The 24,755-nt window shown below is 66.1% G+C and carries 30 protein-coding genes and 1 tRNA gene; 18 read left to right on the plus strand and 13 right to left on the minus strand.

Annotated elements, in window-relative coordinates:
* From mscL to LQ955_RS02285, 3 genes are read right to left on the minus strand one after another with little or no spacing between them, the layout of a single operon-like run.
* Positions 1-483, minus strand: a complete 483-nt coding sequence (gene mscL / locus LQ955_RS02275; RefSeq protein WP_313788377.1) for a large conductance mechanosensitive channel protein MscL — start codon at positions 481-483, stop codon at positions 1-3.
* Between the two features lie 22 nt (positions 484-505).
* Positions 506-877, minus strand: a complete 372-nt coding sequence (locus LQ955_RS02280) for an FmdB family zinc ribbon protein (RefSeq protein ID WP_231026624.1) — start codon at positions 875-877, stop codon at positions 506-508.
* 37 nt (positions 878-914) lie between these two features.
* Positions 915-1,493 (minus strand): 5-formyltetrahydrofolate cyclo-ligase, encoded by a 579-nt coding sequence (locus tag LQ955_RS02285; RefSeq protein ID WP_231026625.1) that lies wholly within the window; start codon positions 1,491-1,493, stop codon positions 915-917.
* Between the two features lie 83 nt (positions 1,494-1,576).
* Between LQ955_RS02285 and galU the strand changes: the two genes are divergently transcribed.
* The 6 genes from galU (at position 1,577) to LQ955_RS02315 (ending at position 7,031) form a co-directional block, all read left to right on the plus strand.
* Positions 1,577-2,464, plus strand: coding sequence for a UTP--glucose-1-phosphate uridylyltransferase GalU (gene galU / locus LQ955_RS02290; protein ID WP_231026626.1), 888 nt, complete (start codon positions 1,577-1,579; stop codon positions 2,462-2,464).
* A 42-nt stretch (positions 2,465-2,506) separates the two neighbouring features.
* A complete protein-coding gene (locus tag LQ955_RS02295; protein WP_231026627.1) occupies positions 2,507-3,160 on the plus strand; it encodes a GNAT family N-acetyltransferase in 654 nt (217 codons plus the stop codon).
* 151 nt (positions 3,161-3,311) lie between these two features.
* Positions 3,312-4,340 (plus strand): hypothetical protein, encoded by a 1,029-nt coding sequence (locus LQ955_RS02300; RefSeq protein ID WP_231026628.1) that lies wholly within the window; start codon positions 3,312-3,314, stop codon positions 4,338-4,340.
* 87 nt (positions 4,341-4,427) lie between these two features.
* On the plus strand, positions 4,428-5,432 hold the full coding sequence (locus LQ955_RS02305; protein WP_231026629.1) for an aldo/keto reductase family protein: 1,005 nt from the start codon (positions 4,428-4,430) through the stop codon (positions 5,430-5,432).
* 142 nt (positions 5,433-5,574) lie between these two features.
* A tRNA-Ala gene (locus LQ955_RS02310) sits at positions 5,575-5,647 on the plus strand.
* Positions 5,648-5,825: 178 nt separating this feature from the next.
* Entirely contained in the window at positions 5,826-7,031 is a 1,206-nt protein-coding gene (locus LQ955_RS02315) for an MFS transporter (protein WP_231026630.1), read from the plus strand.
* 10 nt (positions 7,032-7,041) lie between these two features.
* Here the strand turns inward: LQ955_RS02315 and LQ955_RS02320 are convergent, their stop codons facing one another.
* A complete protein-coding gene (locus LQ955_RS02320) occupies positions 7,042-7,536 on the minus strand; it encodes a MarR family winged helix-turn-helix transcriptional regulator (RefSeq protein ID WP_231026631.1) in 495 nt (164 codons plus the stop codon).
* Positions 7,537-7,619: 83 nt separating this feature from the next.
* On the opposite strand from LQ955_RS02320, the gene LQ955_RS02325 reads away from it, so the two are divergent.
* Complete coding sequence (locus LQ955_RS02325) at positions 7,620-8,411, plus strand: SDR family NAD(P)-dependent oxidoreductase (RefSeq protein ID WP_231026632.1); 792 nt, start codon at positions 7,620-7,622, stop codon at positions 8,409-8,411.
* An 80-nt stretch (positions 8,412-8,491) separates the two neighbouring features.
* A complete protein-coding gene (locus tag LQ955_RS02330) occupies positions 8,492-9,250 on the plus strand; it encodes a MerR family transcriptional regulator (protein ID WP_231028234.1) in 759 nt (252 codons plus the stop codon).
* A gap of 167 nt (positions 9,251-9,417) precedes the next feature.
* Here the strand turns inward: LQ955_RS02330 and LQ955_RS02335 are convergent, their stop codons facing one another.
* Positions 9,418-9,798, minus strand: coding sequence for a nitroreductase/quinone reductase family protein (locus LQ955_RS02335; RefSeq protein WP_231026633.1), 381 nt, complete (start codon positions 9,796-9,798; stop codon positions 9,418-9,420).
* A gap of 139 nt (positions 9,799-9,937) precedes the next feature.
* Between LQ955_RS02335 and LQ955_RS02340 the strand changes: the two genes are divergently transcribed.
* The 3 genes from LQ955_RS02340 (at position 9,938) to dacB (ending at position 13,901) form a co-directional block, all read left to right on the plus strand.
* The gene (locus LQ955_RS02340; protein WP_231026634.1) at positions 9,938-10,489 is read left to right on the plus strand and encodes a PadR family transcriptional regulator; all 552 of its coding nucleotides are present in this window, start codon (positions 9,938-9,940) and stop codon (positions 10,487-10,489) included.
* A 110-nt stretch (positions 10,490-10,599) separates the two neighbouring features.
* Positions 10,600-12,279, plus strand: a complete 1,680-nt coding sequence (locus LQ955_RS02345; RefSeq protein WP_231026635.1) for an ABC1 kinase family protein — start codon at positions 10,600-10,602, stop codon at positions 12,277-12,279.
* A gap of 41 nt (positions 12,280-12,320) precedes the next feature.
* Positions 12,321-13,901, plus strand: a complete 1,581-nt coding sequence (gene dacB / locus LQ955_RS02350; RefSeq protein ID WP_231026636.1) for a D-alanyl-D-alanine carboxypeptidase/D-alanyl-D-alanine endopeptidase — start codon at positions 12,321-12,323, stop codon at positions 13,899-13,901.
* A gap of 18 nt (positions 13,902-13,919) precedes the next feature.
* Here dacB and LQ955_RS02355 read toward each other — a convergent pair whose 3' ends face one another.
* Genes LQ955_RS02355 through LQ955_RS02365 form a run of 3 tightly spaced genes read right to left on the minus strand, consistent with a single transcriptional unit; the run spans position 13,920 to position 16,296 of the window.
* Positions 13,920-14,786, minus strand: a complete 867-nt coding sequence (locus tag LQ955_RS02355; protein ID WP_231026637.1) for a mycofactocin-coupled SDR family oxidoreductase — start codon at positions 14,784-14,786, stop codon at positions 13,920-13,922.
* Positions 14,787-14,831: 45 nt separating this feature from the next.
* The gene (locus LQ955_RS02360; RefSeq protein WP_231026638.1) at positions 14,832-15,641 is read right to left on the minus strand and encodes an alpha/beta fold hydrolase; all 810 of its coding nucleotides are present in this window, start codon (positions 15,639-15,641) and stop codon (positions 14,832-14,834) included.
* A 43-nt stretch (positions 15,642-15,684) separates the two neighbouring features.
* On the minus strand, positions 15,685-16,296 hold the full coding sequence (locus LQ955_RS02365) for a TetR/AcrR family transcriptional regulator (RefSeq protein ID WP_231026639.1): 612 nt from the start codon (positions 16,294-16,296) through the stop codon (positions 15,685-15,687).
* Positions 16,297-16,416: 120 nt separating this feature from the next.
* Here LQ955_RS02365 and LQ955_RS02370 point away from each other — a divergent pair, with 120 nt between their 5' ends.
* Genes LQ955_RS02370 through LQ955_RS02385 form a run of 4 tightly spaced genes read left to right on the plus strand, consistent with a single transcriptional unit; the run spans position 16,417 to position 19,463 of the window.
* Positions 16,417-17,163, plus strand: a complete 747-nt coding sequence (locus LQ955_RS02370) for an SDR family NAD(P)-dependent oxidoreductase (protein ID WP_231026640.1) — start codon at positions 16,417-16,419, stop codon at positions 17,161-17,163.
* Positions 17,160-17,681 (plus strand): MarR family winged helix-turn-helix transcriptional regulator, encoded by a 522-nt coding sequence (locus LQ955_RS02375; RefSeq protein ID WP_231026641.1) that lies wholly within the window; start codon positions 17,160-17,162, stop codon positions 17,679-17,681. The genes LQ955_RS02370 and LQ955_RS02375 overlap by 4 nt, the downstream gene beginning before the upstream one ends.
* Entirely contained in the window at positions 17,674-18,423 is a 750-nt protein-coding gene (locus tag LQ955_RS02380) for an SDR family NAD(P)-dependent oxidoreductase (RefSeq protein WP_231026642.1), read from the plus strand. The genes LQ955_RS02375 and LQ955_RS02380 overlap by 8 nt, the downstream gene beginning before the upstream one ends.
* Entirely contained in the window at positions 18,420-19,463 is a 1,044-nt protein-coding gene (locus LQ955_RS02385) for a zinc-binding dehydrogenase (RefSeq protein WP_231026643.1), read from the plus strand. Before LQ955_RS02380 ends, LQ955_RS02385 begins: the two co-directional genes overlap by 4 nt.
* Positions 19,464-19,741: 278 nt before the next feature.
* Here the strand turns inward: LQ955_RS02385 and LQ955_RS02390 are convergent, their stop codons facing one another.
* On the minus strand, positions 19,742-20,188 hold the full coding sequence (locus tag LQ955_RS02390; RefSeq protein WP_231026644.1) for a hypothetical protein: 447 nt from the start codon (positions 20,186-20,188) through the stop codon (positions 19,742-19,744).
* Between the two features lie 9 nt (positions 20,189-20,197).
* Positions 20,198-21,034 carry a diiron oxygenase gene (locus LQ955_RS02395; protein WP_231026645.1) on the minus strand — a complete coding sequence of 279 codons (837 nt, stop codon included), beginning with the start codon at positions 21,032-21,034 and terminating at the stop codon, positions 20,198-20,200.
* Between the two features lie 133 nt (positions 21,035-21,167).
* Between LQ955_RS02395 and LQ955_RS02400 the strand changes: the two genes are divergently transcribed.
* Positions 21,168-21,647 carry a DUF2975 domain-containing protein gene (locus LQ955_RS02400; protein WP_231026646.1) on the plus strand — a complete coding sequence of 160 codons (480 nt, stop codon included), beginning with the start codon at positions 21,168-21,170 and terminating at the stop codon, positions 21,645-21,647.
* On the plus strand, positions 21,647-21,853 hold the full coding sequence (locus LQ955_RS02405; RefSeq protein ID WP_231026647.1) for a helix-turn-helix domain-containing protein: 207 nt from the start codon (positions 21,647-21,649) through the stop codon (positions 21,851-21,853). Before LQ955_RS02400 ends, LQ955_RS02405 begins: the two co-directional genes overlap by 1 nt.
* Positions 21,854-21,997: 144 nt before the next feature.
* Here LQ955_RS02405 and LQ955_RS02410 read toward each other — a convergent pair whose 3' ends face one another.
* The 3 genes from LQ955_RS02410 to LQ955_RS02420 all read right to left on the minus strand — a co-directional run bounded on the left by LQ955_RS02410 (position 21,998) and on the right by LQ955_RS02420 (position 23,654).
* Entirely contained in the window at positions 21,998-22,294 is a 297-nt protein-coding gene (locus LQ955_RS02410) for a putative quinol monooxygenase (protein ID WP_231026648.1), read from the minus strand.
* A gap of 66 nt (positions 22,295-22,360) precedes the next feature.
* The gene (locus LQ955_RS02415; protein ID WP_231026649.1) at positions 22,361-23,344 is read right to left on the minus strand and encodes a bacteriorhodopsin; all 984 of its coding nucleotides are present in this window, start codon (positions 23,342-23,344) and stop codon (positions 22,361-22,363) included.
* Entirely contained in the window at positions 23,331-23,654 is a 324-nt protein-coding gene (locus LQ955_RS02420; RefSeq protein WP_231026650.1) for a DUF7882 family protein, read from the minus strand. The genes LQ955_RS02415 and LQ955_RS02420 overlap by 14 nt, the downstream gene beginning before the upstream one ends.
* Before the next feature lie 47 nt (positions 23,655-23,701).
* Here LQ955_RS02420 and LQ955_RS02425 point away from each other — a divergent pair, with 47 nt between their 5' ends.
* Positions 23,702-24,715, plus strand: coding sequence for a hypothetical protein (locus tag LQ955_RS02425; protein ID WP_231026651.1), 1,014 nt, complete (start codon positions 23,702-23,704; stop codon positions 24,713-24,715).
* Positions 24,716-24,755: the final 40 nt, after the last annotated feature.

Genomic DNA, 24,755 nt, shown 5'->3' on the forward strand with positions numbered 1-24,755 from the left:
TCACTCGTTGGGCCAAGGTGGGCCGCTCACTTGACCGGCCGCATTCGACAGCCCGGGGCTGGGCGACACGGGCGTCGTGCGCTGTGCTGCTGCGAGCAGGTCGCGAATCTCGGTCAGCAGCTCGAGGTCGGTCGGCGGAGTCTCGGCGACGACCTCTTCTTGCGGGCTCTGCTTGCTCTTGAAGAACGACACCTTCTTGAGGTGGTTGATCGGCAGCACGAACACGAAGTACACCACCACGGCGACGAGCAGGAACTGGATGATCGCTGCCAGCACGAGCCCGAACTGCAGGGTACTCGCACCGATCTGCACCTGGAACGCGTCAGCCAGGTCGTTCGCGTCGAAGATCGCCGCGATCAGCGGATTGAAGATGCCGTTGACGATCGCGCCGACGATGGCCGTGAACGCAGCGCCGATGACAACGGCGACGGCCAGATCGATGACGTTACCGCGCAGAATGAACTCTTTGAAGCCTTTGATCACGTGCTATTACTCCTTGGGGTGTCTACTTGGCGGCTGCGGCAGGCTTTGAGGACGACGAGCCCGACGACGAACCCGAATCGCCCGACGACTTCGCGGGCGCCGAACTCGAACCGGAGTCGCCGCCGCTCTTGGACGAGCCTTCGCCCGAACCGCCCGACTTCTCGCCGCCAGACTTCTCTCCACTCGACTTCTTCGGCCCGTCAGACGTGCTCGACGCCGCGCGCGAGTCGTTGCGATAGAACCCTGAGCCGTTGAACGTCACACCCACGGCGCCGAACACCTTGCGCAGCTTTCCGCCGCACACGGGGCACACGGTGAGGCTGTCGTCGGTGAAGGCCTGCTGAATGTCGAAGGCGTTGTCGCATTCGGTGCAGCGGTACGAATAGGTGGGCACAGAGACTCCTGGTTGAACAATGGGAAAACAGTGAAAATCAAAAGGTGAGGATGCGCGACGGGGTGACGACCCCGTTCACGGGCTGGTCGTGCACCTCGCGCGGCACCGAATCCAGCAACTCATCATCGTAGATCACTGCGTAGACCGGCGGGCACTTCTGCATGGATCCGAGGGTTTTGTCGAAGTATCCGCGCCCCCAGCCCATGCGCATTCCGCCGCGATCGATGGCGGCGGCGGGAATGATGACGAGGTCGACGTCGTTGATTGCGATCGGCCCCAGGGGCTCGCCGACCACTTCGGGCATGCCGTGCGGGCCCTCGGTTTCGGTCTCGCCGTCGCCGTGCGCCCAGTCGAGCAGCCCGTCTTCGCGCGAAATCGGAAGCAGCACCTCGACGTCGTTCGCCAGCGCCCAGTTCAAGAAGGGCCGCGTATTGGGCTCGTTCTGACCAGACAGATAACACGCCACGCGCTTCGCACCGGTCGAGCCGACCAACGACACGAGGTTCGCTGTGAACGCCGTTGTGTCACTCTGCCGTTCGGTCGACGTGCGGGTTCGCCGTCGTTCACGAAGCTCCGCGCGCAGTGCGCGCTTGATGTTGCTCGTCGAAGACAGCATGCCTCGATTTTACCCTCGCCGTATGTCCCCGATGTTTCAGCACCGCCCCAAGAGAGGGGGCATTTTTCGCTAATGTAACCCTTATGACCTCACCTATCACCAAAGTAGTGATTCCTGCGGCCGGTCTCGGCACCCGTTTTCTGCCCGCCACGAAAGCGATGCCGAAAGAGATGCTTCCGGTGGTCGACAAACCGGCCATCCAGTACGTCGTCGAAGAAGCGGTCGCTGCGGGGCTGGTCGACGTTCTCGTGGTGATCGGTCGCAACAAGAACGCCCTCGCGAACCACTTCGACCGCAACACCGAGCTCGAGTCGAACCTCGAGGCGAAGGGTGACAACCACCGGCTGAAGATGGTCGACGACGCGTCGAAGCTCGCCGATGTGCATTTCGTGCGCCAGGGCGACCCCAAGGGCCTCGGCCACGCGGTGCTGCGGGCCAAGATGCACGTCGGCAACCAGCCGTTCGCGGTGATGCTCGGCGACGACCTGATCGATGCGCGCGACGTGCTGCTGAGCCGCATGCTCGATATTCAGAACGACAAGCAGGCCAGCGTGATCGCCCTCATGGAGGTCGAGCCCTCGCAGGCGCACCTCTACGGCATCGCGTCGATCGAAGACACCGACGAAGAAGACGTGGTGCGCATCACGGGTCTCGTCGAGAAACCCGATCCGGGTACCCAGCCCTCGAACTACGCCATCATCGGGCGGTACGTGCTGTGCCCCGAGGTGTTCGATGTGCTCGAAGAGACCGAACCCGGCAAGGGCGGCGAGATCCAGCTCACGGATGCCCTGCAGACCATGATCGCGGGCCCCATCGCCGGTGGCGTCTACGGTGTCGTCTTCCGCGGCCGCCGGTACGACACCGGTGACCGGCTGGACTACATCAAGGCGATCATCCGCCTGGCCAGCGAACGCGAAGACCTCGGCCCAGACCTGCGCCCCTGGATCAAGGAATTCGCAGCCGACCTGTGAGATTTGCACGTCGAAGGCTCGCGTAGCTGATTATCATTGCCTATGTTCGTTCCGAGCCTCGCCGAGGGTGCCATTGGCATTCGTCCCATTCGAATCCGCGATTCAAAGGCACTGGAGAACGAGCTCATCGCCAACCGTGCGTGGCTGCGCAAGTGGGAGGCCACCAGCCCGAACGCTCCGCTGTCGTTCGACACCCGCGCGAGCATCCGGTCGCTGCAGCAGAACGCTCGGGCCGGTTATGGTCTGCCGTTCGTCATCGAATACAAGGGTGAGGTCGCCGGGCAGCTGAACGTGTCGTCGATCAGCTACGGGTCGGTGTCGTCGGCGAGCATCGGGTACTGGGTCGCCGAGCGGTTCGCGGGGCTGAACATCACCCCGACGGTTGTGGCGCTCGCGACCGACCACTGTTTCTACTCGGTGGGGCTGCACCGCATGGAGATCTGCATCCGCCCCGAGAACGGGCCGAGCCTGCGCGTCGTCGAGAAGCTCGGGTTTCGGTACGAGGGTCTGCGGCGGCGCTACATCCACATCAACGGCGACTGGCGTGATCACTTCTGTTTCGCCCTGGTGGGGGAGGAGCTGCCCGTCGGCGTGCTGCGGCGCTGGAAAGAGGGCGGCGTGCCACCCGGGCAGGGCAGCGTGCCCGAGGCCGACCGGCGTGAGGCGCTGACGCAGATTCCTACGCGCAACCGCTGAGGGCGGTTCGCGCGGCGTTTGCCGGCTCGGGATGCCCGGCAGCGCATCTTCGTATGAAGTGCCTGATCCGCGCCTGTGCGAATTGCCTGATTGGCCGACACGCGCCCTCCGCTTGGGCCGAATCGCGCGGTGAGCCTCGTACCGTAGACCCATGACATCAGACTGGCTGGGCGGAGGCCTCATCGTCGGCCTCGCGGCCGTGCTCTGGCTCATCTACCTGCTGCCGACCTGGTTTCGCCGCAATGAGTTCAACGCCACCGAGCGTAATGTCGTGCGCCTGCAGCAGACCCTGCGCATTCTGGCCGAGACGGCCGAAGTTCCCGAAGAAGTGCGCGCCGAGACGAACGCGAAGAGCGTGGCCGAGCAGCAGCGAGTGCTTCGTCAGGCGACTATCAAGAGCATTCCGCCTGCGGTGCGTGCCGCGGCCAAGATCCGCCGGGCTCGTGCCGTGACCTCGGCGATTCTGGTCGTCTCACTCGCTGTCATCGTGCTGGGGTCTGTGCAGGTTGCTGTGAACGGCGCCTGGATCGTGCTCGTGGCCGGTGTGCTCGCCTCGGTATTGTGCCTCACGCGGCTCAGCCGGCTGGCGAAACTCGGCCGGGCGCTGAAGCTCCCCGCACGCGATGCGAGCACCATCGATTCCTTCGTCATCGTGGGGGCCGGGTCGTCTCTCGACTTCGCCGGCAGCACGTCGCTCGTCGGTTCCGGCGCGGGCGTCGAGGCCGAATTCGCTGAAGCCGAGGCCGACGAAGACGGGGCAGCGGATGCTCTGGCCGACGACTCGGGATGGACGCCGGTACCCCTGCCCAAGCCGCTCTACACCGAGCGTCGACGTCTGCGTCAGCTGAACATGGGGCAGCCCGACGCCTCCTCGTTCGGCCCGTCGAGTTCGACGTCGGTCGGCTTCGCGCAGCAGACCGCCGAGCACGCGGAAAGCGCCCTTCGAGCGGCGGCGGCTACGTCAGAAGCCGCTCTGCGCGCGAGCTACGCGGCGGCAGATGCGGACGCGGCCACGGGTGCAGCCAGGGGCGCGGCGGCGGCGGATGCCGTCACCGAGGTCGCTCCGCAGTCGGCTGCCCCGGTCATCCCGAGCCGCTTCAGCACGATGGGTATCGTCGACGATCTCGAGACGGGCCCGCTCGACGTCGATCGAGTTCTCGCCCGCCGTCGCGCAGGGTAACAACCTCGCCGCCGTCCAGGATAGCGACCCTGTCGGCCCCGAACCAGCGCTGAACGGGCATCCCTTCGCCGGTGTAACGTTTCATTCATGCGCTACAGATACCTCGGCAACAGCGGCCTCAAGATCTCAGAACTCACCTACGGAAACTGGCTCACTCACGGCTCGCAGGTCGAGAACGACACCGCGAAGGCGTGTGTGCGTGCGGCCCTCGACGTGGGAATTTCGAGCTTCGATACCGCCGACGTCTATGCCAACACGCAAGCCGAGGTCGTGCTCGGCGAGGCTCTGAAGGGCGAGCGCCGCGAGTCGCTCGAGATCTTCACGAAGGTCTACGGGCCCACCGGTCCGAAGGGTCACAACGACACGGGGCTGTCGCGCAAACACATCACGGAGTCGATCAACGGCTCGCTGAAGCGTTTGCAGACCGATTACGTCGATCTGTACCAGGCGCACCGCTATGACGTCGAGACTCCGCTCGAAGAGACCATGCAGGCGTTCGCCGACCTCGTGCGGGCCGGCAAGGTGCTCTACATCGGCGTGAGCGAGTGGAACGCCCGCCAGCTTCGCGAGGGTCATGCGCTTGCGCAGCAGCTGGGCATCCAGCTCGTTTCGAACCAGCCCGAATACTCGATGCTCTGGCGTGTGATCGAGCAAGAGGTCGAACCCGTTTCGCGCGAACTCGGCATTTCGCAGATCGTCTGGTCGCCCATCGCCCAGGGCGTTCTGACGGGCAAGTACACCGCGGGCGGGCCGCTGCCCTCGGGCAGTCGGGCGACCGACGAAAGCGGCGGCGCGGCCATGATCAAACGCTGGCTGCAGGATGACGTGCTCAACGCCGTGGCCCGGCTCGCGCCGATCGCCGCAGACCTCGGCCTCACCCAGGCCCAGCTGGCCCTGGCGTGGGTGCTGAGCAACGACAACGTCGCCGCCGCGATCATCGGTGCCTCGCGCCCGGAGCAGGTCACCTCGAACGCCGAGGCCTCTGGCGTGACGCTCGACCCCGACGTGCTAGCGCTCATCGACGAAATCGTCGGCCCGCTGGCCACCACAGACCCCTCCCTCACCCAGATGCCGGCCGCGCGCCAGGTGTAGGCCGCGAGCGCGACCTTTTCGGACGAGCTGAGCCGCCGCGCCCGTCGCTCTCGTCCGAAAATGTCGCTCTCGGCGGTGCTCCGCGGAGGCGGTGGTTTTCTGTGGGGGCAGCTTGCGTGATAGTCTGCTGAAGTTGTTTTGAGGGGCTATGGCGCAGTTGGTAGCGCGCCTCGTTCGCATCGAGGAGGTCAGGAGTTCGAATCTCCTTAGCTCCACACCTCACAACACTCAGAAGGGCCCGTTCGGTTGAACGGGCCCTTCTTGTTGCCTCGTGCTCGGCGACGAAACAGGGGAATGGATGCGCGCACCAACGGCTTCTAGCCTGCTGTGACCTTATCTGCTGTGACCTCATCTGGGGCACCCCTATCAACCGAACGTCGCGGATGGCTGGGTGTGCTTTCTGTGGCACTCGGTTCGTTCGTACTCGTGCTCTCGGAATTCTTGCCCATCGGGCTGCTGCCCTCCATCGCCTCTGACCTGAATGTGAACATCGGCACCGCCGGGCTCATGGTGGTGGCAACCGGACTCGTGGGTGCGGTGGCGGCCCCCGTCGTGACCGTTGCGACGTCGAGCGTCGATCGCCGTGTTGTACTCCTCGCCCTCACGGTGCTGTTGGTCGTGGCAGACGCTCTCGCGGCTGTCGCTCCGAGCTTCGGAGTGCTCCTCGTGGCCAGAATGCTGCTCGGGGTGGGCATCGGCGGGTTCTGGGCGATCGGCGCCGGCATAGCGGGCAGACTGGTGAAACCGTCGTCGGCGATTCGTGCCACATCGTTCATTACCGCCGGTGTCTCGGTTGCGACAGTGGTCAGTCTTCCGCTGGGTGCGTTCGTGTCGTCGCTGGCGAGCTGGCGGCTGGCGTTCGTGATCGGCGGAGTGCTCGGATTGATCGCACTCGGCCTGCAGCTCGCGCTGCTGCCGAGCATCCCGTCGGTTCACAGGGTTCGGTTCGCCACGCTCGGTGGGCTGCTGCGAATACCCCGAGCGAGGGTCGGCCTCATCGCGACCGCATTCATCTTCGTTGCGCAGTTCGCCGCCTACACCTACATTGCTCCGTATCTGACTGAGCTCGTCGGTGTCGGGGCCGACACGATCACGGTTGCACTTCTGGCGTTCGGTATTGCAGGCATAGCCGGCAACTTCTTGGCAGGCATCACGCTCAGCCGCAGCGTGATCGGCACTCTGGGCGCGTCGAAGCTCGTGCTCGCGGCCGCTCTTGTGCTGCTGCCGTTCCTCGCTCAATCGATGGTCGGTGTTTTTGTTCTGCTGATCATTTGGGGGCTCGTCTGGGGCGCGCTGCCTCTTGGTACGCAGACCTGGATGGCCGCAGCTTCGCCGAACGGATCCGAGAGCGGCCTCGCGCTCTTCGTAACGACCATTCAGCTCTCGATTGCCGCCGGCTCCATCGCCGGAGGTATCGCGGTCACGTCGTTCGGGCTCGCGGCAGACTTCTGGTTCTCGGGTGCGATTGCGGTCGTCGGAGCCGCGGTGTTGCTCGGGCTCGGCTTTCGGCGGTCGAACGCGCTCGAGGCTGCGGTTCCATCGCCTGTACCCGCGCGCACGCCGGCGGCAGACGTTCCGTGCGAGCCCGCGCCCTGCTGAGCGAGTGCGCTCAGGTCGGTGTTGGCGGCTGCCAGCCTTCGTCGGCTCTGATGGCGGTCTGAATACGTCGGGTGATCTCTCGAAGCTGCTTCTTCTGGGACTGCGTCAGCGGGTCGAGCACCAAGTGCGTGACGGTGTGAACGTGACCGGGAGAGGCCTCGGTGAACTTTTGCTCGCCAGCCGAGGTGAGGAGGGCGAGCGTGTAGCGCCCGTCTTCGGGATCGGGCTCGCGAAGCACCCACCCGCGCGCCTCGAGGCGCGCGACCGCGCGGGAGAGCCTCGAGAGGGAGCTGTTCGCGTAGCCCGCCAGCACGCTCATGCGAAGCGTCACTTCGGGCGCGTTCGCCAGGGCGTACAGAATGCCGTACTCGAAGTGGGTGATGTCTGAGTCGCGAAGCAGTTGTGTGTCGAGCGCAGAAGGCAGCCACTCGAGCACGGTCGCCAAGCCGGCCCAGGTTGTGAGGTCGTCGCCGGTGAGGGCGGTCTGCGAAATGGGGTTGACCATGGCAACAGAATACCGATGATTGACTTGACTGAGCAAGTCAAGGTGCTAGCTTTTAACTTTACCAAGCAAGTGAAAGAGCAATCATGGAACTGAATCTGACAGCCAAACGCGCCTTCGTGAGCGGTTCGACGAGGGGCATCGGGTACGCGATCGCGAAGGCCCTCCTGGCCGAGGGGGTGGCCGTGACGATCAACGGGAGAAGCGAGGCGGCGGTTCGCCAGGCCGTCGGCACCCTGGAGAAAGACCTACCGGGAGCAACGGTCTCAGGCGTCGTCGCCGATTTCGAGCATCCGGCCGACGTGGCCAGGCTTCTCGAAACGCTCGCAGACGTCGACATACTCGTGAACAACGTCGGACTCTTCGAAGTCGCACCCTTCGGCGACATCACCGACGCCACCTGGCAGCGCTACTTCGACGTCAACGTCATGAGCGGAGTGCGCCTCTCGCGGCATGTTCTACCCCGCATGCTCGCCCAGAACTGGGGCCGCATCATCTTCATCGGCAGCGAATCGGGCGTGAACATTCCCGCAGACATGGTGCACTACGGCATGACCAAGGCCGGCATGCTCGCCCTCAGCAACGGTCTCGCGAAGCTCACCGGCGGCACGGCCGTCACGGTGAATACCGTGCTGGGTGGGCCGACCTACTCCGACGGTGTCGCGCAGGCCGTCACCGAGATTGCTCGGGCGCAGGGGATGCCCGAGCAAGACATGAAGGCTGCACTCTCCGCTGCGAACACGACCTCCCTGCTGCAGCGGTTCATCGAACCCGAAGAGATCGCGAACCTCGTGCTGTACCTGGCGAGCCCACTCTCCTCTGCCACCAACGGCGCAGCCGTGCGCGTCGACGGTGGTGTACTGACGTCGACTACGTGATAGTCGCTGCGTATCGCTGACCCGCTTGACCTTGACGTAACGTCAACCCTTATCGTCTTTCAGTGAAGGGAGGGTTGCTCATGGAGTGGAGCATTCAGCAGATCGCGCGCCTCGCCGGTAAAACGAGTCGCACGCTGCGTCACTACGACGACGTCGGGCTCGTGCCGCCGAGCCGGGTCGGCGACAACGGGTATCGCTACTACGATTCCGACGCGCTGGTTCGGCTGCAGCGGGTTCTGCTGCTGCGCGAGCTCGGGCTCGGCATTCCGGCGATCGCCGGCATTCTGGCGGGGCACGACGACGACACCGTCGCGTTGCGCGCACACCTCGAGTGGCTCACCAGCGAGAAGCAGCGCCTCGATCGCCAGCTGGCGAGCGTGGCGCGAACAATCAGTGATTTGGAGAAAGGCGAAAAACCCATGGCAGAGAAGATGTTCGACGGATTCGACCACACCGTTTACAAGAACGAGGTCGAGGAGCGTTGGGGCAAAGACTCGTACGCAGTGAGCGACACGTGGTACACCTCGATGTCGCAGACCGAGAAAGACGACTTTCTGGTGGCGGCGGCCGCGCTTGCGTCTGACTGGACGAGTGCGGCCACGAGCGGCGTAGCGACCGACGGCGCCGAGGCACAGGCCCTCGCCCAGCGCCAGTGCGACTGGTTGGCCGGCATCCCGGGCGCCCCGAAGTCGGCCGACGGGCGCCCGACCAAGCAGTACTTCACCTGGCTCGGCGACTCGTACGTCGACGACGAACGCTTCGCCGTGAACTACGGCGGGGTCGCGGGCGCAACCTTCGTGCGAGACGCCATGCGCGTCTTCGCCGACACGAACCTCTAGCGCACAGGAGAGCGGGGCGCGGCCGTCGGGAGGGGCGGCGGTCCGCCGGAGGGCGTCGCTACGGTCGGAGCTGACGGCGTATGTCCGCGTAGGGCGCCCCCTGTGTGCTCAGCTCCGACCGAAGCACCCCCGTCGCGCCGCCACCTGCGCGGAGACAGCGTCGACGGTCATCCAGCTGGTGTGAAGGTCACCTCGACGAGCGGGCTGTCTTCGATCCACGTTGCGGCCGGGTACGTCTCACCGAGGTCGCCGAGCGGCGGCAGGATGCCCGCGAAGAGCTCTTCGCGCTCCGAGTGGTCGGTGATGGGCCGCGCCGTCGCCGGCAGGTCTGCCGTTGCCGACTGCTTCAGGTGAAAGGTGAACTCTGGGTGTGCGACGAGGTTCGCGTACCACGAGCGCGGCCGGTTCGGCGTGCCGGTGATGTAGTAGCGCCCGCCGAGGCGGTGATACCAGATCTCGATGCGGCGGGGCTCATCCGACTGCCGCCCGATTGTGGTGATGTCGATGACCTGGTCTTGTGCCAGTGCGTTTGTCACGTCGTCCGTCATGTTCGCTGCCTTCTTCGTCGTAAGGTCTGTCGTCCTGACCAACGATGAGAGGTGCCTGAGCATTCCGCAAGCCCCTATCGTTGTCGCATATCGTTATATATCGTTGAGTATCGTTCGTAGGCAGACTGAGGAGGTCGTCATGGCTGGTTCGTTTCCAACCGGAGGGTTCGGTATGGGTAATCCCGCAGAAGGAATCTGGGAGGCGATGCAGCAGTTGCGCTCGGGCTTCGAGAAGCGCGTAGGCACTCGCGTCGGTCGCGGTGAGGTGCGCTCAGCAGTGCTCGCCCTGCTGGCCGAACAGCCCATGCACGGCTACCAGATCATCCACGAGATCGAAGAGCGCAGCGGCGGCAGCTGGAAGCCGAGTGCCGGCTCGGTCTACCCGACGCTGCAGTTGCTCGCCGACGAGGGTCTCATCACGGCCGAAGAATCCAATGGCCGCAAAATCTACGCGCTGACCGAAGCGGGCCGTGAAGAAGTGGCCGGCGCCGAGACCAGCGAGTCGTCGCCCTGGGACTCGAACACCTCGTCTGACAACACGCGGTTCAGCGCCCTGCCCAAGGCGGGCGTCGAGCTGGCTCAGGCGGCAGCCCAAGTGGCCCGCACCGGGTCTGCCGAGCAGGTTCAGCAGGCCGTGACCGTGCTCGACGAGGCGCGCAAGCGGCTCTACTCGATTCTCGCTCAGGACTGACGGGGGTGCCGCCCGGTCGACAGGGCCCCGATCAGCCGAAAAGCGCCAATCAGCGAACAAGCCCCAATCAGCGAACAAGCCCCAACCGGGCAATAACCGCTGACGAGCGGATGCCCGGGGCCGTCAATGCCCGCGCCCGCTATCGCCGCATCTTGCGGTTCGCCGCCTGGAACCTCGCAGTGACCTGGTGGTACGAACTGCTTCTGCCGCGCATCGGGCTCACCCGTATCGCGGAGCGCACGCGGTCGAAGCGCATGCAGCGCTTTGCGCGGCGCTTTCATGTGCTCGCCGTCGAACTCGGCGGGCTCATGATCAAGGTGGGGCAGTTCATGTCGTCGCGCCTCGACGTGCTTCCGCCCGAGATCACCAAAGAACTCGAGGGTCTGCAAGACGAGGTGCCGGCCGTTCCCTTTCCGCAGATCCGGGCCTTGGCCGAAGAAGAGCTCGGGGTACCACTGTCGTACGCATTCGCGGAGGTCGACGAGACACCCGTCGCCGCGGCATCCCTCGGCCAGGCCCACCGGGCCCGGCTCGCGCCGCTCGCTGCCGCAGATGCCGGGCTCGACGGCGTGGTGCTGAAGGTGCAACGACCGGGCATCGACGAGATCATCGAGGTCGATCTGGCCGCGCTGCGCAGGGTGGGCGGCTGGCTCAGTCACGTGCGGCTGGTCTCCGATCGGGTCGACATGCCGTCGCTGGTCGAAGAGTTCGCACAGACGAGCCTCGAAGAGATCGACTATCTGCACGAGGCGGCGAGTTCCGAGCGTTTTGCGGCGGACTTCGAGGGCGACGATCGCGTGAGCGTGCCCGCGGTCGTGTGGGAACGCACCACCCGGCGTGTGCTCACGCTCGAAGACGTCACCGCCATCAAGATCACCGACGCCGAAGCACTGGCCGCTGCGGGAATCGACCCGAAAGAGGTCGCGCCCGTCTTCGCGGCGGTCATGTTCGACCAGCTCTTCACGAACGGTTTCTTTCACGCCGATCCGCACCCCGGCAACATCTTCGTCACGCCCGTGACGGCCGCGCCCGGCGAGCGGTCGTGGAAGCTCACCTTCATCGACTTCGGCATGATGGGCGAGGTTCCCGCGAACACGCGTTCCGGTCTGCGCAAGCTGCTGATCGCCGCGGCCTCCCGCGACGGTAAGGGGCTGGTCGACGCGATCCGCGATGTGGGAGTTCTGCTGCCCTCGGCCGACACGCGGGAACTCGAGAAAGCGATGACGCAGCTCTTCGCCCGGTTCGGCGGCATGGGCTTCGCTGAGCTACGCGAGGTGGATCCCAAGGAGTTCCGCGCGTTCGGCGACCAATTCGGAGACGTCGTGCGCACGCTGCCGGTGCAGCTGCCCGAGAACTTTCTGCTGATCATCCGTGCGATGTCGCTCACCTCGGGCGTCTGCAGTGCTCTCGACCCTGCGTTCAACCTGTGGGATTCGGTCGAGCCCTACGCCCAGCAGCTCATTCGCGACGAGCGCGGCAACGTGGTGCAAGACATCGCCAAGCAAGCGCTCGAGACGGCGGGCGTCGCCGTGCGGCTGCCGAAACGACTGGATGCCCTGGTCAGCCGCTTCGATGAAGGAACGGTCGCGGTCACCACCCCGGCCGTCGAACGCCGTATCGCCCGGCTGGAACGCACCGCTCGTCGTGTCGTCTCGGCCATTCTGTTCGGCGCCTTGCTCATCGCCGGGGCGGTGCTGCATTCGAGCGATGCCGTCTTCGGCACGGTGCTCATGATCGTCTCGGTGCTGCCGCTGTTGCACGCTCTGCTGTCGGGGCGCCGCGGCCGATAAGGTGCTCGCGGCGACCGCGCCGAGTGTGGGATTGTTGACGCATGAGGCGCAGAAACGTCAGGCTGGCGGCGACGGTGCTCGCGGGCATGCTCGTCGCCGTTGCGGTGACGTCGTGCACCCGGTCGTCGAGCAACGAAGAGTACGGGTCGGTGGCGGGTCTGCCGCACGCGGCGCTCGCTGTGATGAATCAGCCGCAGTATGCGAACGGGCGCTGGCTCATCTCGGTGCGTGACCTCGACAGCGGCAAACAGCTCATCAACCTCGACGGCGACAAGATGGCCGAGCCCGGCTCGTTCGTCAAGACCTACAGCACGGGTGCTGTCTGGCTGAAGTGGGGCCCCGACCATACGATCAGCACGCCGGTGAAGCGCACCGGAGAGGTGGTCGACGGAACACTGAACGGCAACCTCGTGCTCGTCGGCAAGGGCGACCTCACGATGGGTGGCCGCACGAAGGCCGACGGCACGGTGGACTTCACGAACCTCGACCACAACGACGCGAACCCGCTGCCGGGCTCGACGCTGACCCGCGAAGATCCGCTCACGGGGCTGAACGAGCTCGCCGAGCAGGTCAAGGCGTCGGGCATCAACGCGGTGAGCGGGCAGGTCGTCGTCGACGACCGCCTCTTCGACGGCACCCTCGGCGGGCAGCCCGTCACCCCGATCATCATCAACCAGAACCTCATCGACGTGCTGGTGACTCCGGGCGCGGTCGGTCATCCCGCGAGCATCCAGATGACCCCTGCGGTGGCGCCGTGGAAGGTGACGAGCTCGGTTCAGACGGTGGCCGCCGGCGGCACCACGAAGATCTCGGATCCGAAGTCCGGCCAGAACGGCGAAATAGTCGTCAGCGGCACCATCGCGGCCGACAGCGTGCCGCAGCTGAAGGTCTATGCCTTCACAGACCCCGCAACGTTCGCTCGAACCGCGTTCATCGAGGCGCTCGGCCGGGCCGGCGTGAAGGTCACCGCAGACCCGCTCGCGACGAACTCGACGGCGGCGCTGGCGCCCGAGAACGAGGTGGATGCCCTGCCCTCCGTGGCGCAGCTGCAGTCGCTGCCGCTCGCACAAGAGGCCACCTACGTGATGAAGATCAGCTACAACCGCGGTGCCCAGACCTTCGTCTGCCTGCTGGCGGCCGACGCCGGCTCGAAGGATTGTGACGACGGCATGGGTATCGCGGGCGAACTCTGGGCCGACGCCGGGTTGAACACCGCCGACGCGGCGCTCATCGACGGGTCGGGCCTGCCCGGCAACCTCATCACACCCGACAATGCGGTCGAGGTGCAGACCATCATGGCCAAGCGCCCCGACGCCGCCCGATGGAAGGCGACGCTGCCGATTCTCGGTGTGGATGGCTCGCTTGCGACAGTGCAAGCCGATAGCCCTGCGGCAGGCAAGGTGTTCGCCAAGACCGGGTCGCTGTTGGCCGTCGATGATTTCAACGGCGGGCGCATCCGTCTCATCACGAAGACGCTCGGCGGCGTCATGGACACCAAGAGCGGGCACCATCTCGCCTTCACCATCATGGTGAATCAGGGCTTCTACCCGACCGTCGACGGGGTGCTCGAGGCCAACAACGACGTGGGCAAGGTCGCCGCGCTCATCCAGCAGGCGTACTGACCGCGGCGACCGCAGGGCCTAGGCCGGCGCGCCCGAGGTCGTGCCGGCCAGCAGCGCGCCCGCGTCGACCTTCAGCTGCAGGCCCGTGACATAGCGAGCCTCGTCTGAGGCCAAGAAGAGCACCGCGTTGCTGATGTCGACCGGTTCGACGAACCCGATCGGCATCGGCTGCATCGCGCCGAACGCGGCCATCGCATCTTGCTGCGTGGGGTTCTCGAGGTCGGGGCGAAAGACCTTGTACATCGGTTCGCTCATCAGCATGTCGGTGTTCACGTTGGTGGGATGCACGGCGTTCACCCGGATCGAGTGCGGAGCGAGTTGCAGGGCGAGGTCGTGCACGAACCGTGCCACACCGCGTTTGGCGTGCGAATACCCCGCGCCACCGGGGCCGTTGGCGGGGTTGTCGGTGCCGCCCGGCATGAGTCCTGCTACCGAACCGGTGCAGACGATAGACGCCCCGGCCGACAGGTAGGGCAGCGCCTCGGAGACCGCATTGATGACGCCGACGAGGTCGACCTGCACGGCATCCAGAAACCCTTGCGGCGCAACATCGGCGCCGAGCGGGCAGATGCCTGCGTTCGCGATGACGAGGTCGAGGTGGCCGAGCTGCGCGACGCCCTCAACAAGAGCGGCCCGCAGCTGCGACGGTTCGCGTACGTCAGCCTTGAAGGTGACGACGCGGCGGTCGAGCGCTTCGATCTGGCGCGCGGTCTCGGCGAGATCGGATTCACGCGACAGCGGGTAGTGGTTCGACTCGATGTCTTCGAGAATGTCGACCGCGATGATGTCGGCGCCCTCTTGGGCGAGGCGAATCGCGTGACTGCGACCCTGACCGCGGGCGGCTCCGGTGACGAAGGCGACTTTGCCTTCAACTCTTCCTGGCATTGGTGATGCTCTCTTTCTTTGTTGGCGGATCTTTCGGCGCGCGCCTCAGCGCGTCAAGAACTCGGCGGCTCGCCCCCCCCAGGTGAACAGGTCTTCTTGCGTCTCAGAGACGTGCAGTTCAGACCCGGCGATAGCGGCATGCAGCTTCTCTGCCGTCGACACCGGATGCCCGGGGTCGCTCGCCCACGCAAGGATGAGTGTCGGCTGTGTGATGCCCGCGATGGTTTCGAGAGGTGGTAGATCGGCCAGGCCGGCCCCGCGGAACACCGTCGGCATGAGGTCGTTCTGAATGTCGGGCGCGGGCGGGTAGCCCGGCAGGCCCTGGAAGATGGGCGGAATCGGGGCCTGGCTCATCATCGCGGCCAGTGTCTCCGGGTCGCTGGTCTCTACCAGATCGGCCATGGTGCGGTACATTCCGGCTTGGCCGGCGCGGGTCTGCCACGCGGTCGGCGGCGCCGTGAGTACGAGGCGGTCGAACTTCTGGGGGCGCTGGGTGACGGCGTGCAGCAACGTGCCGGTACCCATCGACGAGCCGATCGCCGAGACGGGTGCGTCGGGGGAGAAGTGGTCGGCGAGGGCGATCATGTCTTCGGCCAGCGACGCCCAGGTGTAGTGCTCTTCGTGCGGTGTGCCGGGCGTCTCGCCGTGCCCGCGGGCGTCGTACGAGATGAGGCGGCGCCCGGCGCGGGCGACCTCGGCGAAATCGGCCAGACCCAGCGCGCGATTGCCGGCTCGGCTCAAGCTGAGTCCGTGGGCGCTCAACACCACCGGGCCCGCGCCCTGATCGGAGTACGAGAAGGTGATGCCTCTCAACTCGACGTGTTCTGACTCAGCGGCGGGAGTGGTCGTTGTCACAGCCGGATCCTTCTTCCTCGAAAAAGATTATTGACACTCTATCTCATAATCGGGAGAGCGCGTCGAGACTGAAGCCGCTGCGAAGGCCTGCGAATGCGGTGGCGAGCGCTGTGTCGGGGCGGCGCTGGTCGCTGGCCGCCCAATAGGTGAGGGCCGACCATCCGGCGTTCCAGACGCAGCGGCTCATCACCATCGGCAGCAGATCGGTGGCCGAGGCGCTCGAGCGCGCCGCAATGAATTCCGCCATGATCGAGACCCATTCGGCCGAACGACGGTGGGCGTGGCCCTGAACGGCAGGCACGGAGGCGATGATCGTCACCTGGGTGCGCAGCAGGTCGAGATCGTCGTCGGCGTATTGCAGCAGGCGAGGCAGGATGTCGCAAAGCACGTCGAGGGGTGGGCGATCTGGGCTGGCCGTGGCGAGGGTGTGGCGCAGTTCATCCGCTTCTTCTTCGTAGCGATCCCACACAATGTCGGTCTTCGAGCGAAAGTAGCGGAATAAGGTGGGCCGGCTGATGCCGGCGGCGTCGGCGATGTTCTGCATCGTGGTTTCGTCGTAGCCGTCGCGCTCGAACATGCGAAGAGCCAGCGCGGCGACGTCGGAGCTCAGGGCTGCACGTGGCCGGCCCGGCCCTGGCTGCTGTTGGGGCTCCATATCGAGAAATGTACACCGGCGGAGGGCGGAGCAGGCCCGCCGAGCGGCATATGATGTCGTAAAGACACTAAGTCGTGTCGCAACTGTATTCACGACATTTCACTCACCGAAGGATCGAACATGCTTCTCGAAGGCAAGAACTCACTCATCACCGGCGCCGGATCGGGCATCGGTGAAACCACCGCCAAGCGCATGGCGGCCGAAGGTGCCAAGGTGCTGGTCGTCGACGTCAATGATCAGGGCGGCCAGCGCGTGGTCGACGAGATCACCGCGGCGGGCGGAACCGCGCTCTTCTTGCACGGCGATGTGACGAAGGTCGACGAGGTCGACGCGATGGTCGCGTTCGTGGTCGACACCTGGGGCAGCCTCGACCTCGCAGTGAACAACGCGGGCCTTGCCGAAACGCCAGGGCTGATGCACGAGCTGAGCCCCGAGGCCTGGTCGAAGACGATCGGCATCGACCTCACCGGAACGTTCTTGTGCATGCGCGCCGAGCTGCGCCAGTTCGTCGCCCAGGGCGGCGGCGTCATCGTGAACACTGCGTCGGGCGCCGGGCTGAAAGCCACTCCTGGCCTGACCGCCTATTCGGCAGCGAAGCACGGCGTGGTGGGCCTCACGCGTACGGCGGCCATCGATTATGTGAAGCAGAACATCCGGGTGAACGCGGTCGCCCCGGGCACCATTCTCACTCCCGCGATGTCGTCGTTCGGTGACGAGCAGGTCGCAGCGTGGTCGCAACTGATGCCGACGGGTCACATGGGCACCACCGACGAAGTCGCGGCTGGTATCGTGTGGCTGCTCTCTGACCAGTCGTCGTACACCACGGGGTCAGTGCTCGAAATCGATGGAGGGTTCATGCAGGTATGACACAACCGCACGGTTCGCTGTTCGACTCCGAACTGCTCAGCAACCTCTCAGAGCTCATCACTCGGCTCAATTCCTACCGGTTTCAGGCCGCGCACGCCTCGCGGCTCAGTAATGAGTTCGACTTCACGTCGAACCGCGTTCTGTACCTGCTGGGCACCGAAGGCGCCAGCCGGCCATCGGTCTTGGCGGCGCAGCTGACTACCGGGCGATCGAACATCAGCAAGGTGTTGAAGCGGCTCGAATCCGACGGTCTCATCGTCTCGAGCGTGGATCCGGCCGACTCTCGGGCAACCCTGGTCTCGCTCTCGGAGAAGGGCGTCGCGTTCAGTCACGAGGTCTTCACGATCGGCGACGACATGATGGGCGAACTCACCGCCGATTGGAGCGCCGCAGAGTCCGAGCAGTTCAGTGCCTTGCTCGCTCGGCTGAATGCGGCCGCGGCCGCCTACGAGAGCCGGTTGAGCACCGCGATGAAGGTGAAACCGCGAACCAGGCGAGGGAACACGGCCCATGACTGAGCCACTCGACCCTGTGCACGCGGTGATCATCGGCGCGGGCCCCGGCATCGGGGCCTCCGTGGCGCGCCGCTTCGCGCGGGAGGGGTATCGCTTGACGCTGCTCGCGCGCAACGCCGAGCGGCTCGAGGCGCTGGCCACGAGCATCCGGAGCCAGGGCACGACGGTTGACGTTCGGGCTGTCGATGCGGCCGAACCCGGTTCGTTGCGGGTCGCCCTCGAAGCGGTTCGTGCGCAATCGGCGGGGCCTGCGGTTCTCGTCTACAACGCGGCGATGCTCGTGCCGACCACACTTCTGAACGTGTCGGCCGACGAGTTGCTCGAGGGCTACTCGGTCGACGTCGTCGGCGCGATCGTTGCCGCGCAGGTCTTCGTGCCGGCTATGCAGCGGGCGAAGACCGGTACGGTCATCTTCACGAGCGGCAGTGCAGCGGTTCGGCCGAGCCCCGGCATCGCAACGGTTTCGCTCGGCAAAGCGGCGTTGCGTTCGGCCGCCACGATGCTCGCTGACACCGTTCGCGACGACGGCGTGCACGTGGTCAGCGTGACGGTGAGTGGTGCGGTCAAGCCGGGCACGCCGTTCGACCCCGACCTGATCGCTGACACGTACTGGCGGCTGCATCGGCAGCCTTCAGCCGAGTGGATGCCCGAGGAGCCGTTCGACGGAGTGTTCGACGACCTCGCCGCCCACACCTCTGCCGCTGCAGCAGGCTCCGCCCGGGCATCCGATCGGCCGAGCGCGTGAGGGCGGCGGTACTGCACGGAGCGGGCGATGTTCGGCTCGAGACGGTTGCGACTCCGATGATACTGGATGCCCGCGACGCCGTGGTGCGCATCACGGCGTCATGCGTGTGCGGGTCTGACCTGCACCCGTATCGGCAGGGCCTCGGTTCGGCGGTTCCGAAACGGGCCGGGCATGAGTTCGTCGGCGTTGTGGAGGAGGTCGGGGCCGGCGTTCGTACGCTGAGCCCCGGAGACTTCGTCATCGCGCCGTTCGCCATCAGCGACAACACCTGCATCAACTGCCGAAACGGCATCACCACCTCGTGCTTGCACGGGTCGTTCTGGGGCGGAACCGACCACAACGGCTTCGCCAACGACGGAGGTCAGGGCGAGTACGCTCGCGTTCCGCTGGCCGACGGCACCCTGGTTCGTCTCGACGGCACCCCCGAGCATGACCTTGTTCCGCACCTGCTCGCTCTCTCTGACGTCATGGGCACGGGCTACCACGCGGCCGTGACCGCGAACGTGCAGCCCGGGTCGACGGTCGTGGTCGTCGGTGACGGAGCCGTCGGGCTCTGCGGCATTCTGGCCTCGCGCCTGCGCGGCGCAGAACGCATCGTGGTCATGTCGCAGAACCCCGCTCGGCAGGCGATCGCGCGGCAGTTCGGCGCCACCGACCTCGTCGAAACGCGAGGCGACGACGGCGTGGCTGAGATCGCCGAGCTGCTGGGGGTTCCGGGCGCCGACGCGGTGCTCGAATGCGTGGGAACCGAGCAGTCGATGACCCAGGCGGTGGCCGTCGCCCGGCCCGGCGGAACGGTCGGTTTTGTCGGCGCCCCCTCCGGCACGCTTCCGACGGGCGCGCTCTTCGGGCGCAACCTGCACTATGCGGGCGGCGTGGCGCCCGTGCGCGCCTACCTGCCCCTGCTGCTCGAGTCGGTGCTCGACGGCACCCTGCGGCCGGGCGCGGTCTTCGACCGCACCCTGCCCCTCGAAAGCGCCGCCGAGGCCTACCGCCTCATGGACACCCGCGAATCCATCAAGGTGCTCCTGACCCCCTGACCCCTTCACCCCCTGACCCCCTGACCCCCTGACCCCCTGACCCCCTGACCCCTGACCCCCTGACCCCTTCGCCCCCTGACCCCCTGACCCCCTGACCCCTTCGCCCCCTGACCCCTCGCCCCCTCCTTTCTCCTCCTCCGCCCTTCCTCCCCTCTCGCGTTCCAATCGACTTTGCGAAAAGGCCCCCAAGATTCGAGTTTTGGGGCCTTTTTCGCAAAGTCGATTGGAACGGGAGAGGGGAGAGAGGGGAGAGGAGGGAGAGGGGAGAGAGGTAGGGGTCAGTTGCAGGTGGTGCTACCGCTGTAGCAGGGCTGGTACGAGGAGGGCAGGTCGGGTTGGGGCGCGGGGGTGGGGCGCAGGATGCCCTGCGGCCCGGTGAGCAGGGCGGCCACGATGACGGCGCCGACCAGCGCAGCCCCGCTCAGCGAACCGAAGACGACGCCCCAGCGCCCGCGGATGATCACCGCAACCACCACGGAGCCCAGCGCCGCGAGCACCGAGACGGCGGCGCAGACGTCGATTGCCGCGAGTTCGGAGCCGGTCGGATTCGCAACGGTGCCGGCCAACGCGAAGTACGCGCGGAACGCGAACCACACCGCGGCGATCGCGAACACTCCGCTTGCGAAGAACAGCAGCACGTTGAGGGTCATGAGTCCGCGGTGATCACGGCTCGGCGGTGTTACGAAGTGCGGGCGTTCGTGCTGGTTGTCAGGTTCGGCGCTCACCTCAGCCAGTTAGCTAGCTGGCGAATGATTTGTCAAGGCGGCGGGGGTCACGCTCGGGCCGTGAATCAGCTCGGCGTCGCCGTCGAGCAGAAAGGCCGACCGTGCTGCGCGACCGAAGGTACCGAGCGCGCGACGCCAGAAAAGACCGCGGCCGAGCCCGCAGGCGCGCATGGCGGGCCCGTGATCGATGGCGACTACGGTGGCTGCCGCAACGGCGACGACCGAGGCGGCGAGGGCAGCGAGCATCCGCCCTACCCGCGGGGTGGTCTCGAAGCCGACCCGCAACTGGTCGATCTGAAAGCGGATGTGCTCGATCTCGTCGGTGGTCACTCGACGCGCGACGCCGCGGATGACCGGGTCTGCGCTTCGGCCGAGCGCGTCGAAATACCCCATCGCCGTCGTCTCGGCGATGAGAAACAGGGTGATCTCAGTGCGCAGGCCCATCAGGCGGCGCAGCACGACGAACGCCGCGTCGGACCAGTGCGAGGTGAGGCGGTCGGCGCCGAACCGCGTGAGGGCCGCGCCGAACAGCGCGGAGTGTTTCTGTTCTTCGGCGATGAACAGGGTGAGGGCCGCATCGTACGAGGCGTCGCCCAGGCGGCGTGCCTTCGCCCGCAGGTTCTTTCCCTCTCCGCTCTCGCCGAGCTCGAAGCGCTGCAGCGAGCGTGCCAGCGCCACGACGGTGGCTCCGGGCAGTGTGGATCTCGACGACCAGGGAATCAGGGCGTCGAGACGCTCATGACGGCTGACGTTCGCTTCGAAGTAGCGAGCCCAGACGGCGAAGCGCGATGCACCGGATCGCTGTTCCTCGTTCGTCTCGACTTCGGTGGGGGCAGTGTCGGTCATGTCGGCTCCTCGTGTCAGGCACGCCGGAGCCGAGGTGGCTCTCAGAACGTGCTTGCGGTAGTGTGATGAGCGTTAACGTATCGAATAACGATACGAATTGCACGTTATTCGATATTTTGACTGAGGAGGCCTCGTGTCCCGTCCGATTCTGATCGTGTTGCGCGTTCTGCTGGTGACACTGTTTCTCGGCTTCGCCGTGGCCGCCGTGTTCGCCCCGTCGTTCGTGCTGTCGGTGTTCGGCGAGCCGGTCGGCCTGGCGCTCGCCGTAGTGCTGCTCGCGGGTGCGCTGTGCGTCGAGCTCGTGCTGGTGAGCGTGTGGATGCTCGTGACGATGGCCCACGACGACAGCATCTTCGACGACCGGAGCCCCGCCGACCGCTGGGTGAATCTCGCCATCGGCGCGCTGACGGCGGGGGCGGTGGTCTCGCTGATCGGACTCGTGTATTTCGTGGCAGCGCAGATCGCGAATCCGTCGTCGGCCACTCTCGCGGTGCTCGTCATCGCGGCGGCAGCGACGGGGGCGAGCGCGGCGCTCGCCCTGCTCGTGGTGGTGATGCGTCGCCTGCTGCACAGTGCGATGCAGCTGCGCAGCGAGCTCGCCGAGGTCATCTGATGCCGATCGAAATCAACCTCGACGTTGAGCTTGCGAAAAAGAAGATGTCGGTGACTGACCTTGCGGGCGCGATCGGGCTCGCGGTGGCGAACGTGTCGATTCTCAAGAACGGCCGCGCGAAGGCGATCAGGTTCTCAACGCTCGACGCCATCTGCGAGGCGCTCGGCTGTCAGCCGGGCGACATTCTGCGGTACGTGCCCGACTGACGCGGCCGCGGCGCGAACACTGCACGCGCGCCGCGGCGCGAATACTGCACGCGCGCCGCGAGTATTGCGCGCGCGCCGCGGCGCGAGTATTGCGCGCGCGCCGCGGCGCGAGTACTGCGCGCGAGCGGGGCCCGCGCGAACGACTCAGATCTCGTCGTGCAGTTCGGTGCGCGTCAGCGTCGGCATCGACGCCACGATGGCACCGAGGTCTGATGCGCCCTCGGGAGTCGCGCGCCAGGCGCGGTAGGCGTTGTCGGCTTCGATCGACGCCCATTTCTCCACCAAGACGAAATGCGTGGGGTCGTCGACGTCGACGGTCACGTCGACCCCGAGGTTTCCTTCGCGGGCGCGAGTCGCCTCGAGGGTCTGGTGAATGTTGGCGGCAGCGGCCTCGAGTGCGTCGGCTTTGACGTGCAGGTCGAGAAAAGAGAGAACAGTCATAAGTTCACACTATTCCTGTCGAAAGGGCACTGCGTGCCGAAATGCCGCAACGCCACGCAAATCGCGTCAGTAGCCGCCGTCGAGAGGAGTGCTGTCGGGCGGCAGCGGCGCCTCGGGCGAGGCGACGGCGGCGCTGGTCGGCGGCTTCGTACGCCGGTCATGAACGGCCGCGCCCTCGGCGAGATACACCTCACGCGGCAGTCCGGCGTCGGACTGCTTCACCGATGAGATCCAGATGGACTCCGGATGCACGTCATCACCGGCGCGCACGTCTTCCGCCGTGCGCAGCTTCGCCACGCGGTGCGTCTGGGTCGAGAACCCGAGCTTCACGATGACGTCAGCCACCGTGAGGGTGATCAGAATCGTCGTCGTCAGGCCACCGCTGGCCCCGAACAGCGGCAAGAAGTACACGATCGGGTAGACCACCCAGCCGGCCAAGAGAACGATCGCGGCGCTCTTCAACATGGTGTGCGACTCGGGCGTCAGCGTGGGCAACGATTGTCTGACCGCCCGGATGAGCACGACATTCGCGATCACCCAGAATACGCAGCTGATGACGGCCCAGAGAATGAACGCACCCGTGTTCGTTCCGTTGTCGATCACGATGGCGCCGAGAAAACCGCAGAAGATCATGGCTCCCGTCGCGGTGACCGCGATGGCGGTGTTTCGGCGGGCCTGCACTCCGAGTGTGGCGCAGACAGCGAGCAACTCGATGGTCAGCAGCGGAACGCTGACCGTCCACTCGATGTACCTCGTCGAGAAGATGTTGATAGCGCCGTCGTTCGGCACCCAACCGCCGGCGGTGCTGTCGTACCCGAGCAGGAAGGCCACGATGATGAGAATGTACGCCAGCAGGGCGACTCCGAGCATCCCGAGCCGGGCGGAGACGGCCGTACGGTAGCGCGAGCCGACCTCGTTGCGCGTGATGTAGGTGCGGATGAATCCGGCGACGAACGCCAGGGCGGCGACGACGAGAAAGTAGAAGATGAGCTGGTGTTCGGCGTTGCTGAGAGTCGCGCCCCACGGAACGCTGACGTTAGTGAGCCGCAAGACGATCCTTCGCTGACGGTTCGGCGGTGAAGAAGAGGCCTCCACCGCTGTTCGCCGAGTTCATGAGCACGTCGATCCATTCGCGGTTGATCGCCGGAACGCGGCTGCCGTAGAACCGGTAGAAGATCGTGCTCGACGGGTCGAGCCAGATGGAGCTGCGGCCACTGCCGATATCGGCCGAGTCTGCCCACGAGAAGATGAAACTCTCGCGGCGGCGAAGCTTCGCAGTGATCACGATCTGCAAGTGGGTCAGGGCGCGGTCGTCGAAACTGACTTCGATGCTGGGACTGCCGTACATCAACATGCCCATGGAGGGCCCCCTGCCGTTGCCCTAACCCTAGTGGGTACTCTCGGGTGATGGACGTGGAGAGTGTCGCTCGCGAGCTGTACCGGTTGCCGCCGGCGCACTTCACCGCGGCGCGAAATGCGCGGGCGAAACACGTAGCCGCTGCCGGAGACAGGGAGCTTGCCGACGGAATACGCAAGCTCGCGAAGGCTTCGCCTGCAGCATGGGCCGTGAACCGGGTGCTGGCCGATGAGCCCGAGTTGAAGGGCGAGGTCGTGCGGCTCGGGGAGACGCTTCGAGAGGCGCAAGAGCATCCTGATCGCCAGACGCTGACGGAACTGAGCGAGAAGCGCAAAGGCCTCGTGCGGCGGGCGACGAACCTCGCCATCGACGGGGCCGAACGAGACGGCGTCGGGGTGAGCGGCGCTGCGCAAGCCGAGATCGAGCAGACGCTCTTCGCCGCTGTCGCCGACTCCGGGGCAGCAGCGGCCGTGTTCAGTGGTCGACTCGTCCGAGCGCTGCAGTCGACCGGGTTCGAGCAGGTCGACACCTCGGGTGCGGTGGGCGGCCCGCAGGCGGAACCGATCGTGTTGGCTGCGGGCGGGGCGGCGGATGCCCGGGGCGGGCGCATCGGGCCGAGGTCTGCCGAATCGGCGAGGGGTGTGGGTGCGCGGTCGGCCGGTGCCGGTGCTGGTGCCGGTGGTGGTGCTGCGGCGGAGGCGGAGGAGGAGGAGGCAGCGGCGGAGGCGGCGGCTGCGGAAGCGGAGGCCGCACGTAAGCGCGCGCACGAGGAGGCCGTTCGAGTAGCCGAAGCAGCCCGACAGACCGCTCGCGACGCCGCGCGGAAGGCAGACGACCTGGCCGGCACGCTGAGCGGGTACGACCGTGAGGCGCGCGAGGTAGCGGCCGAGATCGACGATCTGGAGTCACAGCTCGAGGCGCGCCACGACCGGCAGCGTGAGCTCGGCGCGCAGCAGCGAAAGGCCGAACGCGAACACCGCGACGCCGTCACGACGGCCGGGCGAGCGGCCCGCGACGCCGATGCTGCGGCGGCACGCGCCGTTGATCTGTCGTCCGCGCGGTAGTTCGGCGCCGCCGCACCCGTTCGAACTACCGCGGCTGCGC

Origin of the sequence: Subtercola endophyticus (assembly GCF_021044565.1) — a bacterium.
Taxonomy (GTDB): Bacteria; Actinomycetota; Actinomycetes; order Actinomycetales; family Microbacteriaceae; genus Subtercola; species Subtercola endophyticus.

Bases quoted from the DNA above. Each gene is read 5' to 3' on its own strand.
- dacB (WP_231026636.1), top strand. From the start codon at position 12,321: ATGAGGCGCAGAAACGTCAGGCTGGCGGCGACGGTGCTCGCGGGCATG.
- LQ955_RS02335 (WP_231026633.1), bottom strand. From the start codon at position 9,798: ATGACGGACGACGTGACAAACGCACTGGCACAAGACCAGGTCATCGAC.
- LQ955_RS02345 (WP_231026635.1), top strand. From the start codon at position 10,600: ATGCCCGGGGCCGTCAATGCCCGCGCCCGCTATCGCCGCATCTTGCGG.
- galU (WP_231026626.1), top strand. From the start codon at position 1,577: ATGACCTCACCTATCACCAAAGTAGTGATTCCTGCGGCCGGTCTCGGC.
- LQ955_RS02320 (WP_231026631.1), bottom strand. From the start codon at position 7,536: ATGGTCAACCCCATTTCGCAGACCGCCCTCACCGGCGACGACCTCACA.
- LQ955_RS02380 (WP_231026642.1), top strand. From the start codon at position 17,674: ATGACTGAGCCACTCGACCCTGTGCACGCGGTGATCATCGGCGCGGGC.
- LQ955_RS02325 (WP_231026632.1), top strand. From the start codon at position 7,620: ATGGAACTGAATCTGACAGCCAAACGCGCCTTCGTGAGCGGTTCGACG.
- LQ955_RS02425 (WP_231026651.1), top strand. From the start codon at position 23,702: ATGGACGTGGAGAGTGTCGCTCGCGAGCTGTACCGGTTGCCGCCGGCG.
- LQ955_RS02370 (WP_231026640.1), top strand. From the start codon at position 16,417: ATGCTTCTCGAAGGCAAGAACTCACTCATCACCGGCGCCGGATCGGGC.
- LQ955_RS02405 (WP_231026647.1), top strand. From the start codon at position 21,647: ATGCCGATCGAAATCAACCTCGACGTTGAGCTTGCGAAAAAGAAGATG.
- LQ955_RS02395 (WP_231026645.1), bottom strand. From the start codon at position 21,034: ATGACCGACACTGCCCCCACCGAAGTCGAGACGAACGAGGAACAGCGA.
- LQ955_RS02300 (WP_231026628.1), top strand. From the start codon at position 3,312: ATGACATCAGACTGGCTGGGCGGAGGCCTCATCGTCGGCCTCGCGGCC.
- LQ955_RS02285 (WP_231026625.1), bottom strand. From the start codon at position 1,493: ATGCTGTCTTCGACGAGCAACATCAAGCGCGCACTGCGCGCGGAGCTT.
- LQ955_RS02365 (WP_231026639.1), bottom strand. From the start codon at position 16,296: ATGGAGCCCCAACAGCAGCCAGGGCCGGGCCGGCCACGTGCAGCCCTG.
- LQ955_RS02330 (WP_231028234.1), top strand. From the start codon at position 8,492: ATGGAGTGGAGCATTCAGCAGATCGCGCGCCTCGCCGGTAAAACGAGT.
- LQ955_RS02295 (WP_231026627.1), top strand. From the start codon at position 2,507: ATGTTCGTTCCGAGCCTCGCCGAGGGTGCCATTGGCATTCGTCCCATT.
- LQ955_RS02375 (WP_231026641.1), top strand. From the start codon at position 17,160: ATGACACAACCGCACGGTTCGCTGTTCGACTCCGAACTGCTCAGCAAC.
- LQ955_RS02340 (WP_231026634.1), top strand. From the start codon at position 9,938: ATGGCTGGTTCGTTTCCAACCGGAGGGTTCGGTATGGGTAATCCCGCA.
- LQ955_RS02355 (WP_231026637.1), bottom strand. From the start codon at position 14,786: ATGCCAGGAAGAGTTGAAGGCAAAGTCGCCTTCGTCACCGGAGCCGCC.
- LQ955_RS02410 (WP_231026648.1), bottom strand. From the start codon at position 22,294: ATGACTGTTCTCTCTTTTCTCGACCTGCACGTCAAAGCCGACGCACTC.
- LQ955_RS02420 (WP_231026650.1), bottom strand. From the start codon at position 23,654: ATGGGCATGTTGATGTACGGCAGTCCCAGCATCGAAGTCAGTTTCGAC.
- LQ955_RS02305 (WP_231026629.1), top strand. From the start codon at position 4,428: ATGCGCTACAGATACCTCGGCAACAGCGGCCTCAAGATCTCAGAACTC.